Annotated in this window: 19 protein-coding genes; 7 read left to right on the forward strand and 12 right to left on the reverse strand. The window is 69.4% G+C overall.

The annotated features are described in order from the left end of the window. Positions 1-63 precede the first annotated feature (63 nt). Positions 64-942 (forward strand): alpha/beta fold hydrolase, encoded by an 879-nt coding sequence (locus ACIA58_RS35200; RefSeq protein WP_396408168.1) that lies wholly within the window; start codon positions 64-66, stop codon positions 940-942. Here the strand turns inward: ACIA58_RS35200 and ACIA58_RS35205 are convergent. From ACIA58_RS35205 to ACIA58_RS35245, 9 genes are all read right to left on the reverse strand, one after another. Beyond that, positions 939-1,973 (reverse strand): hypothetical protein, encoded by a 1,035-nt coding sequence (locus ACIA58_RS35205; protein WP_396408169.1) that lies wholly within the window; start codon positions 1,971-1,973, stop codon positions 939-941. The genes ACIA58_RS35200 and ACIA58_RS35205 overlap by 4 nt on opposite strands. Next, positions 1,970-2,494, reverse strand: a complete 525-nt coding sequence (locus ACIA58_RS35210) for an RNA polymerase sigma factor (protein ID WP_396408170.1) — start codon at positions 2,492-2,494, stop codon at positions 1,970-1,972. Before ACIA58_RS35210 ends, ACIA58_RS35205 begins: the two co-directional genes overlap by 4 nt. A gap of 122 nt (positions 2,495-2,616) precedes the next feature. Beyond that, entirely contained in the window at positions 2,617-3,573 is a 957-nt protein-coding gene (locus ACIA58_RS35215; RefSeq protein WP_396408171.1) for an ATP-binding cassette domain-containing protein, read from the reverse strand. A 1-nt stretch (position 3,574) separates the two neighbouring features. Next, positions 3,575-4,390, reverse strand: coding sequence for an ABC transporter permease (locus ACIA58_RS35220; RefSeq protein ID WP_396408172.1), 816 nt, complete (start codon positions 4,388-4,390; stop codon positions 3,575-3,577). Continuing rightward, positions 4,383-5,180 carry an ABC transporter permease gene (locus ACIA58_RS35225; protein WP_396408173.1) on the reverse strand — a complete coding sequence of 266 codons (798 nt, stop codon included), beginning with the start codon at positions 5,178-5,180 and terminating at the stop codon, positions 4,383-4,385. The genes ACIA58_RS35220 and ACIA58_RS35225 overlap by 8 nt, the downstream gene beginning before the upstream one ends. A gap of 233 nt (positions 5,181-5,413) precedes the next feature. Then, a complete protein-coding gene (locus ACIA58_RS35230; RefSeq protein WP_396408174.1) occupies positions 5,414-6,253 on the reverse strand; it encodes an alpha/beta hydrolase in 840 nt (279 codons plus the stop codon). Positions 6,254-6,350: 97 nt separating this feature from the next. Continuing rightward, positions 6,351-7,220 carry a RecB family exonuclease gene (locus ACIA58_RS35235; protein WP_396408175.1) on the reverse strand — a complete coding sequence of 290 codons (870 nt, stop codon included), beginning with the start codon at positions 7,218-7,220 and terminating at the stop codon, positions 6,351-6,353. Between the two features lie 13 nt (positions 7,221-7,233). Beyond that, on the reverse strand, positions 7,234-7,851 hold the full coding sequence (locus tag ACIA58_RS35240) for a MarC family protein (RefSeq protein WP_134122241.1): 618 nt from the start codon (positions 7,849-7,851) through the stop codon (positions 7,234-7,236). Next, positions 7,848-8,729 (reverse strand): PHP domain-containing protein, encoded by an 882-nt coding sequence (locus tag ACIA58_RS35245; RefSeq protein ID WP_396408176.1) that lies wholly within the window; start codon positions 8,727-8,729, stop codon positions 7,848-7,850. The genes ACIA58_RS35240 and ACIA58_RS35245 overlap by 4 nt, the downstream gene beginning before the upstream one ends. A gap of 103 nt (positions 8,730-8,832) precedes the next feature. Between ACIA58_RS35245 and ACIA58_RS35250 the strand changes: the two genes are divergently transcribed. Continuing rightward, positions 8,833-9,231, forward strand: a complete 399-nt coding sequence (locus ACIA58_RS35250; protein WP_396408177.1) for an NUDIX hydrolase — start codon at positions 8,833-8,835, stop codon at positions 9,229-9,231. Here ACIA58_RS35250 and ACIA58_RS35255 read toward each other — a convergent pair whose 3' ends face one another. Then, positions 9,232-9,939 (reverse strand): helix-turn-helix domain-containing protein, encoded by a 708-nt coding sequence (locus ACIA58_RS35255; RefSeq protein WP_396408178.1) that lies wholly within the window; start codon positions 9,937-9,939, stop codon positions 9,232-9,234. Positions 9,940-10,024: 85 nt separating this feature from the next. Between ACIA58_RS35255 and ACIA58_RS35260 the strand changes: the two genes are divergently transcribed. Continuing rightward, entirely contained in the window at positions 10,025-10,858 is an 834-nt protein-coding gene (locus ACIA58_RS35260; protein ID WP_396408179.1) for an NAD(P)H-binding protein, read from the forward strand. A gap of 17 nt (positions 10,859-10,875) precedes the next feature. After that, complete coding sequence (locus ACIA58_RS35265) at positions 10,876-11,631, forward strand: GNAT family N-acetyltransferase (RefSeq protein ID WP_396408180.1); 756 nt, start codon at positions 10,876-10,878, stop codon at positions 11,629-11,631. Here the strand turns inward: ACIA58_RS35265 and ACIA58_RS35270 are convergent. Further along, a complete protein-coding gene (locus ACIA58_RS35270; RefSeq protein ID WP_396408181.1) occupies positions 11,607-12,008 on the reverse strand; it encodes a DUF4267 domain-containing protein in 402 nt (133 codons plus the stop codon). The two genes, ACIA58_RS35265 and ACIA58_RS35270, sit on opposite strands and share 25 nt — an antisense overlap. A 90-nt stretch (positions 12,009-12,098) precedes the next feature. Between ACIA58_RS35270 and ACIA58_RS35275 the strand changes: the two genes are divergently transcribed. Next, complete coding sequence (locus tag ACIA58_RS35275) at positions 12,099-12,674, forward strand: TetR/AcrR family transcriptional regulator (protein WP_396408182.1); 576 nt, start codon at positions 12,099-12,101, stop codon at positions 12,672-12,674. A gap of 96 nt (positions 12,675-12,770) precedes the next feature. Continuing rightward, complete coding sequence (locus ACIA58_RS35280; protein WP_396408183.1) at positions 12,771-13,751, forward strand: hypothetical protein; 981 nt, start codon at positions 12,771-12,773, stop codon at positions 13,749-13,751. 24 nt (positions 13,752-13,775) lie between these two features. Here ACIA58_RS35280 and ACIA58_RS35285 read toward each other — a convergent pair whose 3' ends face one another. Then, positions 13,776-14,372: a histidine phosphatase family protein gene (locus ACIA58_RS35285; RefSeq protein WP_396408184.1), complete on the reverse strand. Its 597-nt coding sequence runs from the start codon at positions 14,370-14,372 to the stop codon at positions 13,776-13,778. Positions 14,373-14,466: 94 nt separating this feature from the next. Here ACIA58_RS35285 and ACIA58_RS35290 point away from each other — a divergent pair, with 94 nt between their 5' ends. Further along, positions 14,467-15,525 (forward strand): LacI family DNA-binding transcriptional regulator, encoded by a 1,059-nt coding sequence (locus ACIA58_RS35290; RefSeq protein ID WP_396408185.1) that lies wholly within the window; start codon positions 14,467-14,469, stop codon positions 15,523-15,525.

Here is a 15,525-nt window from a genome sequence, read left to right on the forward strand (position 1 = left end):
GTGCCGCACCGCGGAGCGGCCTCCTACAGGGGCGGACCGGCGAAGCGGTTACCCTCTTTACTTGTGAGTACGCCGCGTACGCTGACGCTGCCCCACGGGGTGCACGCCAAGACCCTCGAGACCGAGCGTGGCTCGTTCGCCACGCTGACCGCAGTACCGGAGATCGGTACGCCGCTCGGCACCGTCCTGCTCGTTCCCGGGTGGACCGGCAGCAAAGAGGACTTCACTCCGCTCGTGGACCACCTGTGCCGGTACGGCTGGCGGACTGTGGCGGTCGACCAGCGTGGTCAGTACGAGACGGCCGGTCCGGCCGACAAGGCGGCGTACTCGCTGGCTGAGCTCGGCGCGGACGTGGTGGCGATGAGCAAGGCGCTCGGCGGTTACAGCCAGCTGGTGGGGCACTCGTTCGGTGGACTGGTCGCGCGTGAGGCAGTGCTGACCGACCCGTCGGTCTTCTCCACCCTCACCCTGATGTGCTCGGGGCCGGCCGCGTTCACGGACCAGCAGACGATCCAGAGCCTGCAGATGCTCGCGTTCGGGCTGGAGAACCTGCCGATCGAGCAGGTGTACGACCTGAAGCTCAGTCACGACCGCGAAGCGCCGGCGTACGTCCCTCCGCCCGAGGATGTCGCCGCGTTCCTCCGGAAGCGCTTCACCGGCAACGTGCCGATCAGCCTTGCCGAGATCACCCGTCGGCTGACGGACGCGGAAGACAAGACCGAGCAGCTCGCCAAGGCCGGCGTACGCCTGCAGGTCATGCACGGCGCAGCGGACGACGGCTGGCCGATCCCTGTACAGCACGCCATGGCCGTGGCGCTCGGGGTGCAGGCCGAGGTCATCCCCGACGCGGGCCATTCACCGGCAATCGACCAGCCGGCCGCGACCGCTCGCCTGCTGGTCGACTTCTTCCACGACTACCCGAGCCTGACCACGCAGGTTTAGCTGACCGGTCGGACGTCCGGGTGGAGGTCCAGCAGGTCCAGGCCGACCGGAGCGAGGGCGGCCTTCACCTGCTCGGTGTAGACGAGCAGCGAGATCGGTGCGCGGCCGCCGGACATCCCGGCGCCGCCGAACTGGTACACACCGAGATCCCGCTTGGGGACGATCTTGTCCAGCTCGGCCCCGACACGCTCGCTGTCGGCGTTGCTCATCAGCACGGGGCTCACGCAGAGGTTGCCGCTGTAGACCTTCTCGAACGCCGCGCGGATCGCCGCCGCGTCGCCGTGCGCCACGCCGAGCATCATCACGACCGGTGCGTTGCGGGAGGTGCCGTTCGGGTAGTAGGTGGTCGGGCCGTACACCTGGCCGGCGTTCGCGGCGAGGAACGCCTTCACCGCGGGCGAGGTGAGGTTGACCGGCTTCGACGGCCAGCCGCCGGCCGGCGCCGCGCACGGAAGCTTCGGAAGACCGGTCGGCGCCGGCGTGATCGGAGCCGACTGCTGCTGTACGTCGATCGCGCCGTCGCGCCACAGGCCGCTGACTGTCGCGCTGCCGGTGCGGACGCCCTTGATCGTCGTCATGCCGGTGATCTGGCCGAGGTCCAGGCCGTTGAGCTCGACCGCGAACTCGTCGGAGCAGCTCGGCGTCGGCTCCTTACCGGGCGGGTAGCCGATGGCTGCGACCGCGAGCGGCGCGCAGAAGACCGGGGTCTTGCCCGGGACGGCGATGATCCGGCCGCTGACCTGCACCTTGTCGCCCGGCCGCACGAGCAGCTCGTCGTTCGGCTCATGGTTGCCTTGGGCAAATGACTGCTGAGGGTCGGAGGCCGGCTCTTTCTGGTTCGGCAGTACGGCGATGACGCCGGCGGCGATCACCGCGACACTCGCCGCCGCGAGCGCCGGGACCCAGCGGCGGGGTTTGCGGCCGCCGGTCAGCATGTACTCGAGGTCGGGCTCGGGCGGCGCGTCCTGGTCGGCCCGCCAGCGAGCGCCCGCCCGTGTCAGCAGGTCGTCGATCTCGTCGGTCGGCTTCACTCTGTGACCTCCAGCAAGGTGCGGAGCCGGGAGCGGGCGTCCGAGAGGGTGGATTTGACGGTGCCTTCGGAGCAGCCCATGACGGCGGCCGTGTCGGCGATCGACAGGTCGGCGAAGTAGAAACAGTCCACCGCGAGCCGCTGCCGCGCCGAGAGCGACATGATCGCGTGATCGACGTCCATCCGGGCATCCAGATCCGGCCGCGACACAGGCGCGGTGTCCGACGTGTCGATCGCGAGCAACGCCGGGCGCATCCGCCGGACAGCTTTGCGGGCCTGGTCCGCGGTGATCGCGAGCAGCCATGCCGAGGGGGTGCCGCGGCTCTCGTCGTACTGGGAGCGCTTGGCCCACGCCCGCGCGAGCGCCTCCTGGACGATGTCGTCCCGATCCGCCCCGACGGCCAGCCGGCCCGCCAACCGGGCCATCGCCGCCAGATGCGGCCGCACCCACCGAGCGAACCCAGGACCGTCCCCCGGCGGCCCCAGCACACCGGCCACCGGCTCACCCGTCATCGTCGGCATACCTTCTCTACCCCCGAATCACCCGCCCGGTTGGGTCCTTACCCGCATTTCAACGACTCCACCACGCCCAAGTCACCCCGAACCCCATTCCGTAACCCACCCGAGTTGTCACCGGATCCCGATCAGGCGCTGGTTGCCGGGGCGTACAGCTGGGTGATGACGGACTCGATCGTGGGTTCGGCGATGCTCAGATCTACCAGCGGGTAGTCGGCAGCCAGCCGGGCGAGGAGGGGTGCGGCGCTCGTGCCGGCGGGGAAGGTCAGGTGCTGACGGGGACCGTCGACCTTGACGACGGTGGCGCCGTCGATCTCGATCGGCGGCAGGGAGGTGGCCAGGTCGACCACGAGGGTCCGCGGGGCCGACTGGCTGGATTTCAGCTGGGCGAGCGTGCCGTCGAAGATCTGGTGGCCGTGGTCGATGACCATGACCCGGGTGCAGAGGGCCTCGATGTCGTCGAGGTCGTGGGTGGTGAGGATGATCGTGGTCCGGCGGTCCGCGTTGATCCGGGCGAGGAACTCGCGGAGCCGGGCCTTGCTGATCACGTCCAGGCCGATGGTCGGCTCGTCCAGGTAGACGATCTCGGGATCGTGCAGCAACGCGGCCGCGATGTCGCCGCGCATCCGTTGGCCCAGCGACAGCTGGCGAACGGGGACGTCGAGCAGATCGCCCAGGTCGAGCAGCTCCACGAACGTCGCCAGGTTCTCCCGGTGACGGGCGAGCGGCACGCCGTACATCTTCTGCAGGACCGCGAACGAATCCTTCAACGGCAGGTCCCACCACAGCGTCGTCCGCTGCCCGAACACGACGCCGATCCGCTTCGCCAGCTTCAGCCGGTGCCGCGACGGATCCACGCCCGCGACGCGGATCGACCCGCCGGACGGCACCAGGATCCCGGTCAGCATCTTGATCGTGGTGGACTTCCCGGCCCCGTTCGGGCCGATGTACCCCATCACCTCCCCCGGTTCGACGCTGAACGTCATCCCGTCCACCGCCCGCACCTCCCGCCGCGTACGCCGCAACCCGGCCCGCGACGTGACGGTGAACGCCCGCGACACATCCGACAACTCGATGACTGGCATCTCAGCTCCCTGTACTGCGATAGCGACGAAGACCGCCCCGCCAGGCCAGCGACGCCAGCGCGACCATCACGACCGCGACCACCGGCGACAACAGCCCGATCCAGGACGGCAACCCCAACGGGACCGGCTTGCCCAGCACGAACAGCACCGGGTAATAGTTGACAAAGGCAAGCGGTACGACGAACGTCACGGCCCGCACGATCTCCTTGCCGAAGACCGCCAACGGGTACTGCGTCAACGTCTGACCGCCGTAGGTGAACGAGTTGGCCAGCTCCGCCGAATCCACCGACAGGAACTGGAACGCGGCGCCGAGCACGAAGATCGCCGCGAAGATCACCGACCCGGCGACGATCGACACCGCCAGCATGATGCCGCGGGCAACTGTCCAGTCGATGTCGAGCCGGCCGAACGAGAACACCATCACGACCAGGGCCTGCACCGGCCGGCCGAGCCGCCGCAGTGCGAACCCGTCGGCGGCGGCCTGCAGGAACGCCGGTACGGGACGGATCAGGTACGCGTCGAACGTCCCGGACCGGATCCGCTCCCCGACCCGCTCGATCGACCCGGTGAACAGGTCCGCGATGCCCAGCGTCATCGAGGCCGTTGCGTAGAGCAACCCCATCTCCGCCAGCGAGAATCCGCCGAACGACGAGATGTGACTGAACATCAGCACGATCGCGACGAAGTCCATCACCATCAGCACCATCGAGCTGAACAGCATCACGACGAACGACGCCGGGTAGGCCATCGACGACCGCACCCACATCATGATCAGCATCCAGTACTGGGCCGGCGCCCGGAGCACCCGGTCAACCACCCTGGATCACCACCTTCCGGGTCGCCACCGACGTCACCAGTTGCGCGGAGAGCAGCAGCACCGCGATCCAGCCCAGCTGGAACAGCAGCGCCGAACCGGCGCCACCCGGGTGCCGGCCGAGCCAGATGTCGATCGGGACCTGCATGGTCGCGGCCCACGGCGTCGCCCGGGCGACGTCCCCGATCCAGCCCGGGAACACCACCAGCGGCATGACCATGCCTGAGAAGAAGGTCGCCAGCACCAGCGCCAACTGCTCCATGCCCCGGGTATCGGTGATCCAGAACCCGGACAACGCGACCAGGTAGCGGATCGAGAAGCTGATCAGGATCGCCAGGAAGACACCGGCCGCGACCGCGAGCCAGGCCGTCGGCGTCGAGGGGAACTTGAGGTCGAACACCAGCGCTCCGACGAGCAACGGCGCCCCGCCGCGCACCACCAGCTGGAACATCGCCCGCCCGAGGTCGACCGACAGCCACCAGAGCAGCAGATGCGTCGGCCGGTACAGATCCACCGCGATCTCACCGCTGCGGACCCGCTCCCCCAGTTCTCCCGTCGTCGTGGCGCCCCAGATCCCGACCGGCATCAGCAGGCCTTGCTGCAGCCACACGAACGTCAGCGCGTCCGCGACGTCGTACCCACCGAGGCCGGGCCGCTCGTGCCACAGCGTCAGGTAGATGCCGCACAGGATGAACCCGAAGACCGAGTTCGTGAACGTGCCGGACACGGTGGCGATCCGGTACGTCGAGAAACGCCGGAAGGACCGCACCGCGATCGCCCAGTACACGCCCATCTGTTACCTCCTCTCGCACTCGTAGTGGTGTCCGAGAGCACAGCGGCACGCGAAACCGCCCCGAATCCATCAGGACCCGGGGGTACGGACACCACTGTGAAGGCGTGGTTGAACCACGCCGATTGTCAAAGGCAGAGAAGGGACGCTACGCCGCGGCGCGGGCGGCCGTCAACACGAATAACCGGTCCGGGTGCGAGACCCCTCAGACTCGCACCCGGACCGGTGGCCACGGATCAGACTGTGTCGGTCTTCAACAGATGAGCCAGATGCGTGGCGAACGGAGCCGGGTGGCTGGAATACCCTCCGTGCCCGCCCGGGAACATCACCACCGGCCAACCGACGTGGTCGGCGATGACCGCGATCGGCCGCCCAGGCAGGTTCGCGTACGACTCGAGTCCGGCGGCCGGGACGATCCGGTCCGAAACCCGCTTCAAGGCGTCCAGGTCCGGCTGGTAGCGGGTGAACGGCAACAACTTGTGCTCGTAGAAGTTGGCCGCGTTCGCCTGCATCCGCTCCGCGAGCTCGCGGTACTCCGGCAGCAGGTCCTCCATCGGCGGCATCGCGTCGTCGTCCATGCCGGTGCCCATCATGAACACCACGTCGGCGGCCATCAGCCCGTCGTTGCGGTAGGTGTCGTAGACCTCGTCGAAGAACGCCCGGGCGTCGTCCGCGTCCGGCAGGATCTCGGTGCAGGGCGGCTCGTGCGCGACGAGCATCCGCACCCGGTCCGGCCACCGGGTGATCAGCTCGAGCCCGGTGATCGCGCCGGAGCTGCTGCCGAACACGTACGCCGGTTCGCCGCCGGAGACTGCGTCGATCAGGGCGAGCGCGTCGGCGGCCGACTGCTCGACGCACTCGTCCGTCGCGTCAGCGTCGTACCGGCTACGGGAGTTGCCCCGCGGATCGTAGGTCACGACCGTGTACTCCGCCGCGAGCTGCCCGACCATCCCTGAGAACACCCCGGCGTCCGTCCCGCCGCCGGCGATCAGCAGCAGCACCGGCCCCGACCCGGTGACCTCGTAGTGCAGCGTTGCCTCCGGCACCGCCAGCTTGTTCACAGTCTTCGCACCCATCAGGCGAGCCCCTTTCGTCCACCCTCAGGGTTCACCCGACCGCTGGCACCACACGCACACGGCACTGACATCAGTTGTCAGCGGGAACCATCGCCGTTCAGCCGGCGTCCTGCACCGGGACGGGCGCCGCCTCGTCGAGGCCTGCCCAGGGGTCGCGGGTCGGGGACTCGCGGCGGCCTTGGGGGCAGATCTTGGCGAAGTCGCACCAGCCGCAGAGTGGCGAGGGCTCGGGTGGGAAGGCTTCGTCCGCCTCGGCCGGGGTCAGGCCCTCGCGCCAGCGGGCCTCGGCGGCCGCGGCGTCGTCGGCCATCGACTCGGCGCGCTTCTGGTGCCGGGCCAGGGACTCGTCGTCGTGGTCGGCCGCGGCGATGGTGTTGGTCGGGAGGTGGTGCAGCTCGACGCGCGTGCACGGCTTGTGCAGGACGCGGCGGGCGCCGAGGACGTACAGCGCCATCGCGAGCGACGACCGTGCGTCGGTCGAGGTGAGCGGGCGGCGGCCGGTCTTGTAGTCGACGATGGCCAGCTCGGTGTCGCCGCTCCCGTCGCGCGCCGGGCGCTCGTCGATCCGGTCGACCCGCCCGCGCAACGACGCCCGCTCGGTGGTGAACGCGACCGTACGCTCGACGCCGCGCGGCTCGTAGTACGGATCGGAGTCGCGCAGGTAGCCGAGCACCATCTCGGTCGAGCGGTCCCGCCAGTCCAGCGACTGCCGCTCGTCGCGGAACCCTTCGCTCCGCCAGCTCGACCGCATCTTCGCGACGACCTCGTCCGGAGTACGACGAGCTGCGGGCCAGCGCCCGAAGAAGTCAGCGAGCACTTCATGGACGATCGCACCGACCGTGTTGTGCGCCCACGGCGGGCCCTTCGGCGGTCGCGGCGTCTCGAGATAGGTGTAGCGGTACTTCCGTTTGCAGTCCGCGAAGGTCAGCAGCTTGGTCGGTGTCGCGACGAACAGCCGCGTCGGCATCCCGGGCAGCATGTCAGCCCGCCTTGATGAAGTCGGTCACGGCATCGGCGACCAGCTGCACGGCGATGGCGCTCAGCAGCAGACCGGCGATCCGGGTGACGAGCAGTACGCCGTTCTCGCCGAGGATTCGCATGATGATGCCGGAGAACCGGAGGGTCAGCCACATCACGATGTGGATCGCGATGATGCCGACCGAGATCGCGACCACGTCGGGGAGCGATCCGTTCGCGCGCTGCACGAACACCATCGTGGCGACGATCGCGCCCGGGCCGGCGAGCAACGGAGTACCGAGCGGGACGAAGGCGATGTTCACGTTCTTGGTCTGGACCGGGTCCTCGGCGGTGTCGGTCAGCAGTTGCAGGGCGATCAGCAGGAGCAGCAGACCGCCGGCGCACTGCAGGGCGGGCAGGGTGATGCCGAGGTGCTGCAGGATCTGCTGGCCGAACGCCGCGAACACGACGATCACGCCGAACGCGACCAGCACGGCCTGCCAGGCGGCTTTCTTCCGCGCCGGGCGGGACTGGCCCGCGGTCAGCGAGATGAAGACCGGCACGGTGCCCGGCGGGTCCATGATCACGAACAGCGTGACGAAGACCGAGCTGAACAGACCGGTGTTGATGACACTGTTCACGGAAGGTAGGCCTCGGGAACCTGTGCACCGGAGGCAGCCGCATTGTTCTTGGCGGTCTCGAGCAGCCGCTCCAACTGCTCCGGCTCGGTGGAATTCACCCCGAGGTCGTGGTCGATCTTGCCGGCGCCGTGGTGGTCGCTCGAGCCGGTGTAGATGATGCCCAGATTGCCGGCGATCGCGCGCAGCGCCGTCCGGGACTCCGGCGAGTGGTCCTGGTGGTCGACCTCGATGCCGGCCAGCCCGTGGTCCTGGACCAGGCCGGCCAGGTTCTCCTCGGTCATCACCTTGTAGCTGGACCGGCCCCACGGATGCGCGATCACGGGCACGCCACCGGCCTCGCGGACCAGGTCGATCGCGTGACCGGGCTCGAGGGCGTAGTGCGCGACGTGTCCGGCGCGCCCGTCGGCGAGGAACCGGTCGAACGCCTCGGTCCGATTGGCGACCGTGCCGTTGGCGACCAGCGCGTCGGCCACGTGCGGGCGGCCGACGGACGGCGTACCGGTCGCCTGGGCCAGCACCTCCTCGACGGTCAGCGGCACGCCGATGCTGTTCAGCCGGGCCACGATCGTCGGGATCCGGTCGGTGCGGCCGTCGCGGATCACCTGCAGGTCCTTGGCGAGCGGCGCGTACGACGGGTCGGGCAGGTAGGCGAGCAGGTGGACGCTGATCCCGTTGAGCTTGCACGAGATCTCGAGCCCCGGCACGAACCCGATCCCCAGCTCCTCCGCGGCCTGCCTGGCCTCGACCCAGCCGTCGGCCGTGTCGTGGTCGGTGAGCGCGATCACGTCGAGCCCGGCCTCCCGCGCGTGCGTCATCAGGACGGGCACCGGGTCGGTGCCGTCCGAGCGGTTCGAGTGGGTGTGCAGGTCGATGCGCACGAGGTGCCCGAATCCCTTCGCCGGTCAACTGTCACCGCTGATGCTATAGGCGTTGACCGACGAGCCCTGGCACTTGTGCACAGAACCTCTATCCTTCGGGTGCATGGAGCGGGTCGACTGTGTGGGAGCTCTCGTGTACGACGCGGAGCGCAGGCTGCTCGTGGTGAAACGGGCCAACGAGCCGGAACGGGGGCTGTGGTCGATCCCGGGCGGCCGGGTCGAACCGGGTGAGGACGATCCCACCGCGGTCGCCCGCGAGGTCGCGGAGGAGACCGGACTGACGGTCGAGGTCGGCGATCTGGTCGGCGAGGTCGAACGCCCGGGCGTTCGCGGGCAGCTCTACGTCATCCGCGACTACGAAGCGACCGCCGTCAGTGGGACGCTCACCGCGGGTGACGACGCATCGGACGCGCGGTTCGTCACCCGGTCCGAGTTCTTGGCGCTGTCCACGGCGACCTTGCTCGTCTCCACGTTGGAGCAGTGGAACGCGTTGCCCGGTTGATCAGCAGCTGCTGAGCGGGACCTTGCCGGCGGCAAACGCTCTCGGGGTCACGCCCATCAACGCCCGGAAGTCCGCGATCAGGTGCGACTGGTCGGCGTACCCGGCGTACGCCGCGGTATCGGCCCAGGACTTGTTGGCGCGACCGATGACACTGCGTACGCGCGCGATCCGGGCGAAGTGCTTCGGTGAGACGCCGACCGCCTGGCGGAAGACCCGCCGCATGTACCGCTCGCTCACCCCGAGCGTGGCGGCCGCCTCATCCACCCGCCGGGCAGTCAGCTCGGTGACTGCATTGCTGACGAGATCGAGCCGGTCGGGCAGGTGGCGCGGCAAGCGGCCGACCAAGAAGTCGCCGAGCACCTCAGCCGCCCTCCCAGGGCGATCCTGATAGGCGACCAACTGCTCGGCGAGGGACAGCGCCGGCTGGCCGATGAGGTCTTGCAGCGGCACGGTCCGGTCGACCAGCTCGTCCGCGGGCGTGCCGACCAGCGCCATCACGCGACCCGGCCGGAGCCGCAGCCGTACGCACACCGGCAGGTCCTTCGTGACGTGGTACGCCGCCTGCGTCCGCGGACCGGCGATCAGTACGTCGCTCTCCCCCGCGTGCGTCATCCGCCAGACCACCGTGGTCGCCGGGTCCGGCGGCAGCACGGTGACCGGGGTGGTCGCGGGTTTCAGGGTGACGTTCTCGATCCACGGGTCGTGCACGGTTCGAGCGTAGCCAGTCGGCCGGGCGGACCGTAGTACCGAAAGTTCCTATCCCGCGGCGGCCCGCGCCACGCAGGGTGGCGACATGATCCTCGTTACCGGTGCGACCGGCACCATCGGCAGTGAACTCGTCCGCCAACTGGTTGCCCGCGACATCCCCGTCCGCGGGATGACGCGCCGGGAGTTGCCCGGATTCGTCCAGGCGGACTTCGACGATCCGGAATCGTTGCGAAAGGCAATCGTTGGCGTGGACGCGGTGTTCCTGCTCAGCGCGCCGGGACCATGGGTGCCGGACCACGACGAGGCCATGGTCGCGGCCGCGGTGGACGGCGGCGTACCGCGGATCGTGAAGCTGTCGGCGATCGGGAGTACCGGCGAGGGGAGGCCGGCGAGTTGGCATGCGGCCGGGGAGAGTGCGGTGCGGGACAGCGGGCTCGCGTGGACGATCCTGCGGCCGGCCGGGTTCGCGTCGAACGTGCTGAGGTGGTTGCCGGCGATCCGGGCCGGGCAGCCGATTCCCAACCAGACCGGGGATGGCGGGCACGGGTTCGTCGATCCGCGTGACGTCGCGGCGGTTGCGGCGGCGGCGTTGGTCTCGGTCTCGGTCTCGGGCGATCACGACGGGCAGACCTACACGTTGACCGGGCCGGAGTTGCTGAGCGTGCCGGATCAGGTCGCGATCATGTCGGACGTGCTCGGGCGGGCCTTGCGCGTGGTCGACGTACCGCTGGAGGTTTATGCGGAGCAGTTGCGGGCGGCTGGGTTGGACGAGGCGGTGGTTTCGGTCGCGTTGCGCGGTGCCACGTTGGTCCGGGATGGCGGGGAGCGGACGTTGACGGACGACGTCGAGCGGGTGCTGGGACGTCCGGCGGGGACTTTCCGGGCGTGGGTGGAAAGCAATCGCGCTGCCTTCGGGTGATCGGCGAGACTGGGCGGATGGACGACGCTGGGCTGGTGCGGGCGATCGAGGAGAACGCGGCCGAGTTGCTGATGGCGATGGGGGCCGCGGGCGGTGGCTCACAGCGCGACGATGCGGCGGCGCGGTGGACGATCGGTGGGTCGCCCATCGATTACCACAACGCGGTCGTGGCTGCCTCCGATGCGGGCGCCGCGGCGGAATCCCTTGCTTTGTTGAGGAAACACGGCATCCCGGGGAGTTGGCACGTCGGTCCGTCGATGCGGGTCTCCGGCGCGGAGCTGACCGCGGCCGGGTTCGCGTCGGCTGGGGCGGAGCCTGGTATGGCGGTGCGGATCGAGGAGCTGGTGCCGGCCGACGTACCGGGGTTGTCGTTGACGCGGGTCGGTGATGACGACGCGTTGGCGGTGTGGGAGGCGACGCTCGGGCAGGGGTTCGGCGAGGGCGAGCGGGAGGCCCGGTGGGTCGCGTCGGTCTACCGGGAGCTCGGGTACGGCGATCCTTGGCGGCACTACGTGGGTTGGCTCGACGGCGCCCCGGTCGGCACGGCGACGGTGTTCCTCGGGGCGGGCGTGGCCGGGTTGTACTTCGTGATGACGGTGCCGGAGCTACGGCGGCGCGGGATCGGGGCGGCGATCACGTACGGCGCACTGCGTGACGCAGGCACGGAGTACGCCGTACTGGGATCGTCGCCGGCCGGGCGGTCGGTGTACGAGCGGCTCGGGTTCCGCGAGTACTGCACGATCGAGCTCTACGAATGGGCCCCGACCGGCTGAGGCGCCTCGACGGTCCGGCGCTCGCGGAGCAGGAGGCACGCGTCGAAGAGCATCACGACGGCGGTCAGGCCGTGAATGCCGAGCGCGGTCGCGACCGTGCCGCCGTGGCTCAGGACCGTGATCATGTCCACGATCGGGACGAGCGCGGTGATCGCCATCAGTACGCCGGTGGCGCGGCGCTGCTTGAGCGCGAACAGCGCGAGCAGGTTGAGGCCGAGGACGATGTCGCGGATCCCCTTCGCCACGAAGAAGCCGCCGGCGGCGGCCGTGATCCCGTACCCGGCTCCGGCGCCGGGCCCGTCGAACAGGAACCGCGGGCCGAAGGTGAGCGGGAAGAGGGCGAGCAGAACCGTGAGGACGGTGGTGAAGCGGCGCATCGGGATTCTCCTTGATCTAGCGTTGCTAACTTTTCTAGCAACGCTAACACTGCCGTTGCTAGATTGTCTAGCGATGCTAGGATCCGGAGTATGCCGACCCAGACACGCCGCGAGCGGGCTCGCGAGGAGCGCCGTACGCTGATCCTCCGCGCCGCCCGCGACCTCGCCGAGGCAGAAGGGTGGGACGCCGTCACCACCCGCCGCCTGGCCGAAGCCGTCGACTACAGCCAGCCCGTCCTCTACGGCCACTTCAAGAACATGAACGCGATCGCCGACGCCGTCGCCCTGGAAGGCATCGAGGAGCTGACCGAGGTGTTCCGCACGGCTCGCTCGAGCTCGGCCGGCGACACGGCCGGACTGCGCGCGCTTGCGCACGCCTATCTCGACTTCGCCGAGCAGCACCCGGCCGTCTACGAGGCGATGTTCGTCCGCCGGACCGACCTCGTCTTCGGCGCGGCCGACACCCCGCCCGAACTGACCGACGCCTTCAACCAGATCCGCGCCGCCGTCGAACCGTTCACCAGCGACGACCCGGAAACCCTCACCGAAGTTTTCTGGAGCGCCCTCCACGGCATCGCCACCCTCACCGACGGCCACCGCCTCCGTCCCACCCATCGCCAGGCGCGCCTCGACACCCTCGTCAGCCGTTTCATCGGAAACAAATAGCCAGCCGCTGCCGAAAAACTTCCGGGAATCAACCGTCGGCGACGTTTTCCACAGGGCGTACGGCGAGCGCGCGCAGAATCGGTCATCCTGGGGCGGGTGGAGTGGTGGTGGAGCGGGCCGTTGCGCGACAAGGGGATCGATGGGCTGATCCACGAGCAGGGGCAGATCGTCTCGCGAGCGCAGCTGCTCGCTGCTGCCTGGCCGGACCACCGCATCCGCAGACCGCTGCGGAACAGGCGCTGGCGGACCGTTCATCCCGGCGTCTACGTCACCCATACCGGACCGATCGGGTACGGCGAACGCTTGCTGGCGGCACTGCTCTACGCCGGACCCGAGGCAGCCTGGAGCCACTACACCGCCGCCGAGCAACTGGGGCTCCTCAAACCGGACGCCAACCGACCCGTTTTCGTGACCGTCCCGGAGCGTCGGAAGGTCCGGCAACAGGACGGGATCGTCATTCATCGCGACCTGCGCTGGGCCGATCGACTCGCGCCGGTCGCCCCACCGCGGCGTACACCTGCGGACGCCGTACTCGATATCGTGGGCATCAGTTCGTCGCTGGACCACGCGTCCGCAGTAGTCGCCGAGGCGTGCCAGAGCGGCCGGGTGGCTCCGGCGGACATTCTGAGCTCGCTGGCCGATCGTCCGCGACTGCGGCACCGCGGGAAGCTCGGGCCGATCATCGCCGACGTGGTCGCGGGATCGCACTCGCTGCTGGAGATCCGCTACCTGCGCGACGTCGAGCGCCGGCACGGGCTGCCGCGCGGGCAACGGCAACGCGCGGTGGACAACGAGTTCACCGATGTCTTCTATGCCGGATCCGACCTGGTGGTGGAACTCGACGGCCGGCTCCACCTCGTACCGCGGCAACGGTGGCGGGATCTCGACCGGGACAACCGCGCGACGCTGCGCGCCGAGGCCACGCTGCGGTACGGGTGGTTCGATGTCACCAATCGCCCGTGCGAGGCCGCCGTACAGGTCCTGCAGGTGCTGCGCCGCAGGACCCCGTTCCTCACCGCTACGCCGTGCTCCCCGGCCTGTCCCGTCGCGGATCTGCGGAACATTTCTGCCATGTAGTGCGAGAAATGTTCCGAAAACCTGTCAGCTGTTCCAGTGGAGGATGGCCGGGGAGCCTCGTTCCCAGCCGAGGGTTGAGACGGTGGCGGTGTTGAGGACGAAGTGACGGCCTTCGGTGGCGTCGAGCTCGAGCCAGCGGGCGGTGAGGGCGCGGAGGGCGTGGGAGTGGCCGAAGACCAGGACGTCTCCGGGTACGGCGGCGATGCGGGCGACGACGCGGTCGAGGCGGGTGGTGACCTGGGCGGGAGTTTCGCCGTGGGGTACCGGGTCGTCCCATACTGTCCAGCCCGGGACGGTCTTGCGGATCTCCGCGGTGGTGATGCCTTCGTAGTCGCCGTAGTTCCACTCGACCAGGTCGTCGTCGACCTCGGCGTCGGGGTAGCCGGCCAGTTCCGCCGTACGGCGGGCGCGCTGCCGCGGTGAGGTCAGCACCAGGTCGAACGACTCGTCCGCGAGGCGCTCCTTCAGACCCGCCGCGACGCGCTCGCCGTCGGGCGTGAGCGGGAGGTCGGTGACGGACGTATGCCGGCCCGACCTGCTCCACTCGGTCTCGCCGTGCCGGACCAGGAAGACCCGATCCTCTCGCTCCTGTGTGGTCACGCTTTCATCCTCGCAGACCATCGGCCGACGCCGCGCGAACTCTTGACCGTTTGAAGGATCCAAGGCAGGGTATCCAAACTGTAAGCGCTTCCACTGTTGCTCAGGAGGGTTCACCGTGGCATCCGGACCCACCGGCCGGCCGGCGACGATCTACGACGTCGCCGCCCGCGCGAAGCTGTCGATCGCGACGGTTTCGCGTGTCCTGCAAGGGACTGGACCGGTATCGGCGAAGGCGCGGGCGCGGGTGGACCAGGCGGCGCAGGAGCTCAACTACGTACCGCTGCGCGCCGCTCGCAGTCTCGCCGTACAACGGCACGAGGCGCACGGGCTGGTGCTGCCGGACCTGGCCGGTCCGTTCTACGGCGACCTCCTGATGGGGTACGAGCGCTGGGCCGGCGAGCACGGTCAGAGCGTCGTCATCACCGTCACGCACGGCAACCCGGATCCGCGCCGCAGCGTGATGGACCTGGCCGGCCGGGTCGACGGGATCGTTGTCCATGGCAACGCTCTCGACCTGCCGACGATCCAGGCGCTGCAGAAGGCGGGCGTACCGCTGGTGCTGATCGCGCATCCGCCCATCCGCAGCTGCGACTCGGTCCGCACCGAATCGGCGGCGAGCGCCGCAGCCCTGACCATGCGACTGCTCGACCACGGCCGCACGAATCTGCTGTTCGTCGGCGATCCGGCCGGCGGGTACGACGTCACCGAGCGGTACGCCGGATTCGCGAAGGCCCTCGAGGCGCGCGGACTACAGGTACCGAAGCCGGTCCAGGTTCCGATGACAGAGGAGTCCGGCCGGGCAGTCGCCGAGCAGTTGCTCCAGGCAAACGGATCGCGGCCCGACGGGCTGGTTTGTGCGAACGACGAGTTGGCACTGGCCGCGATGAGTGTGTTGGTGGCGAACGGGGTCGGGGTGCCCGGCGAGGTTGTGGTGACGGGGTGGGACGACGTGATGGCGGCTCGGTACGTGTCGCCTGGGTTGACGACGGTGCGGCAGCCGATGGCCGAACTGGGGCGGCTGGCTGCGCAACGACTGCATGAGCGGGTGACCGGAGAGCGGTCGCGCGCGCGGAACGACGTACTGGCGACACAACTCGTGCTCCGGGACAGCTGCGGCACGAACCGGGGCCTGACCGGGGCGGCGGGGCGGGGCCGCATGACACAGCGGAAGTAA

Origin of the sequence: Kribbella sp. NPDC051586 (genome assembly GCF_044453965.1) — a bacterium.
Lineage (GTDB): Bacteria > Actinomycetota > Actinomycetes > Propionibacteriales > Kribbellaceae > Kribbella.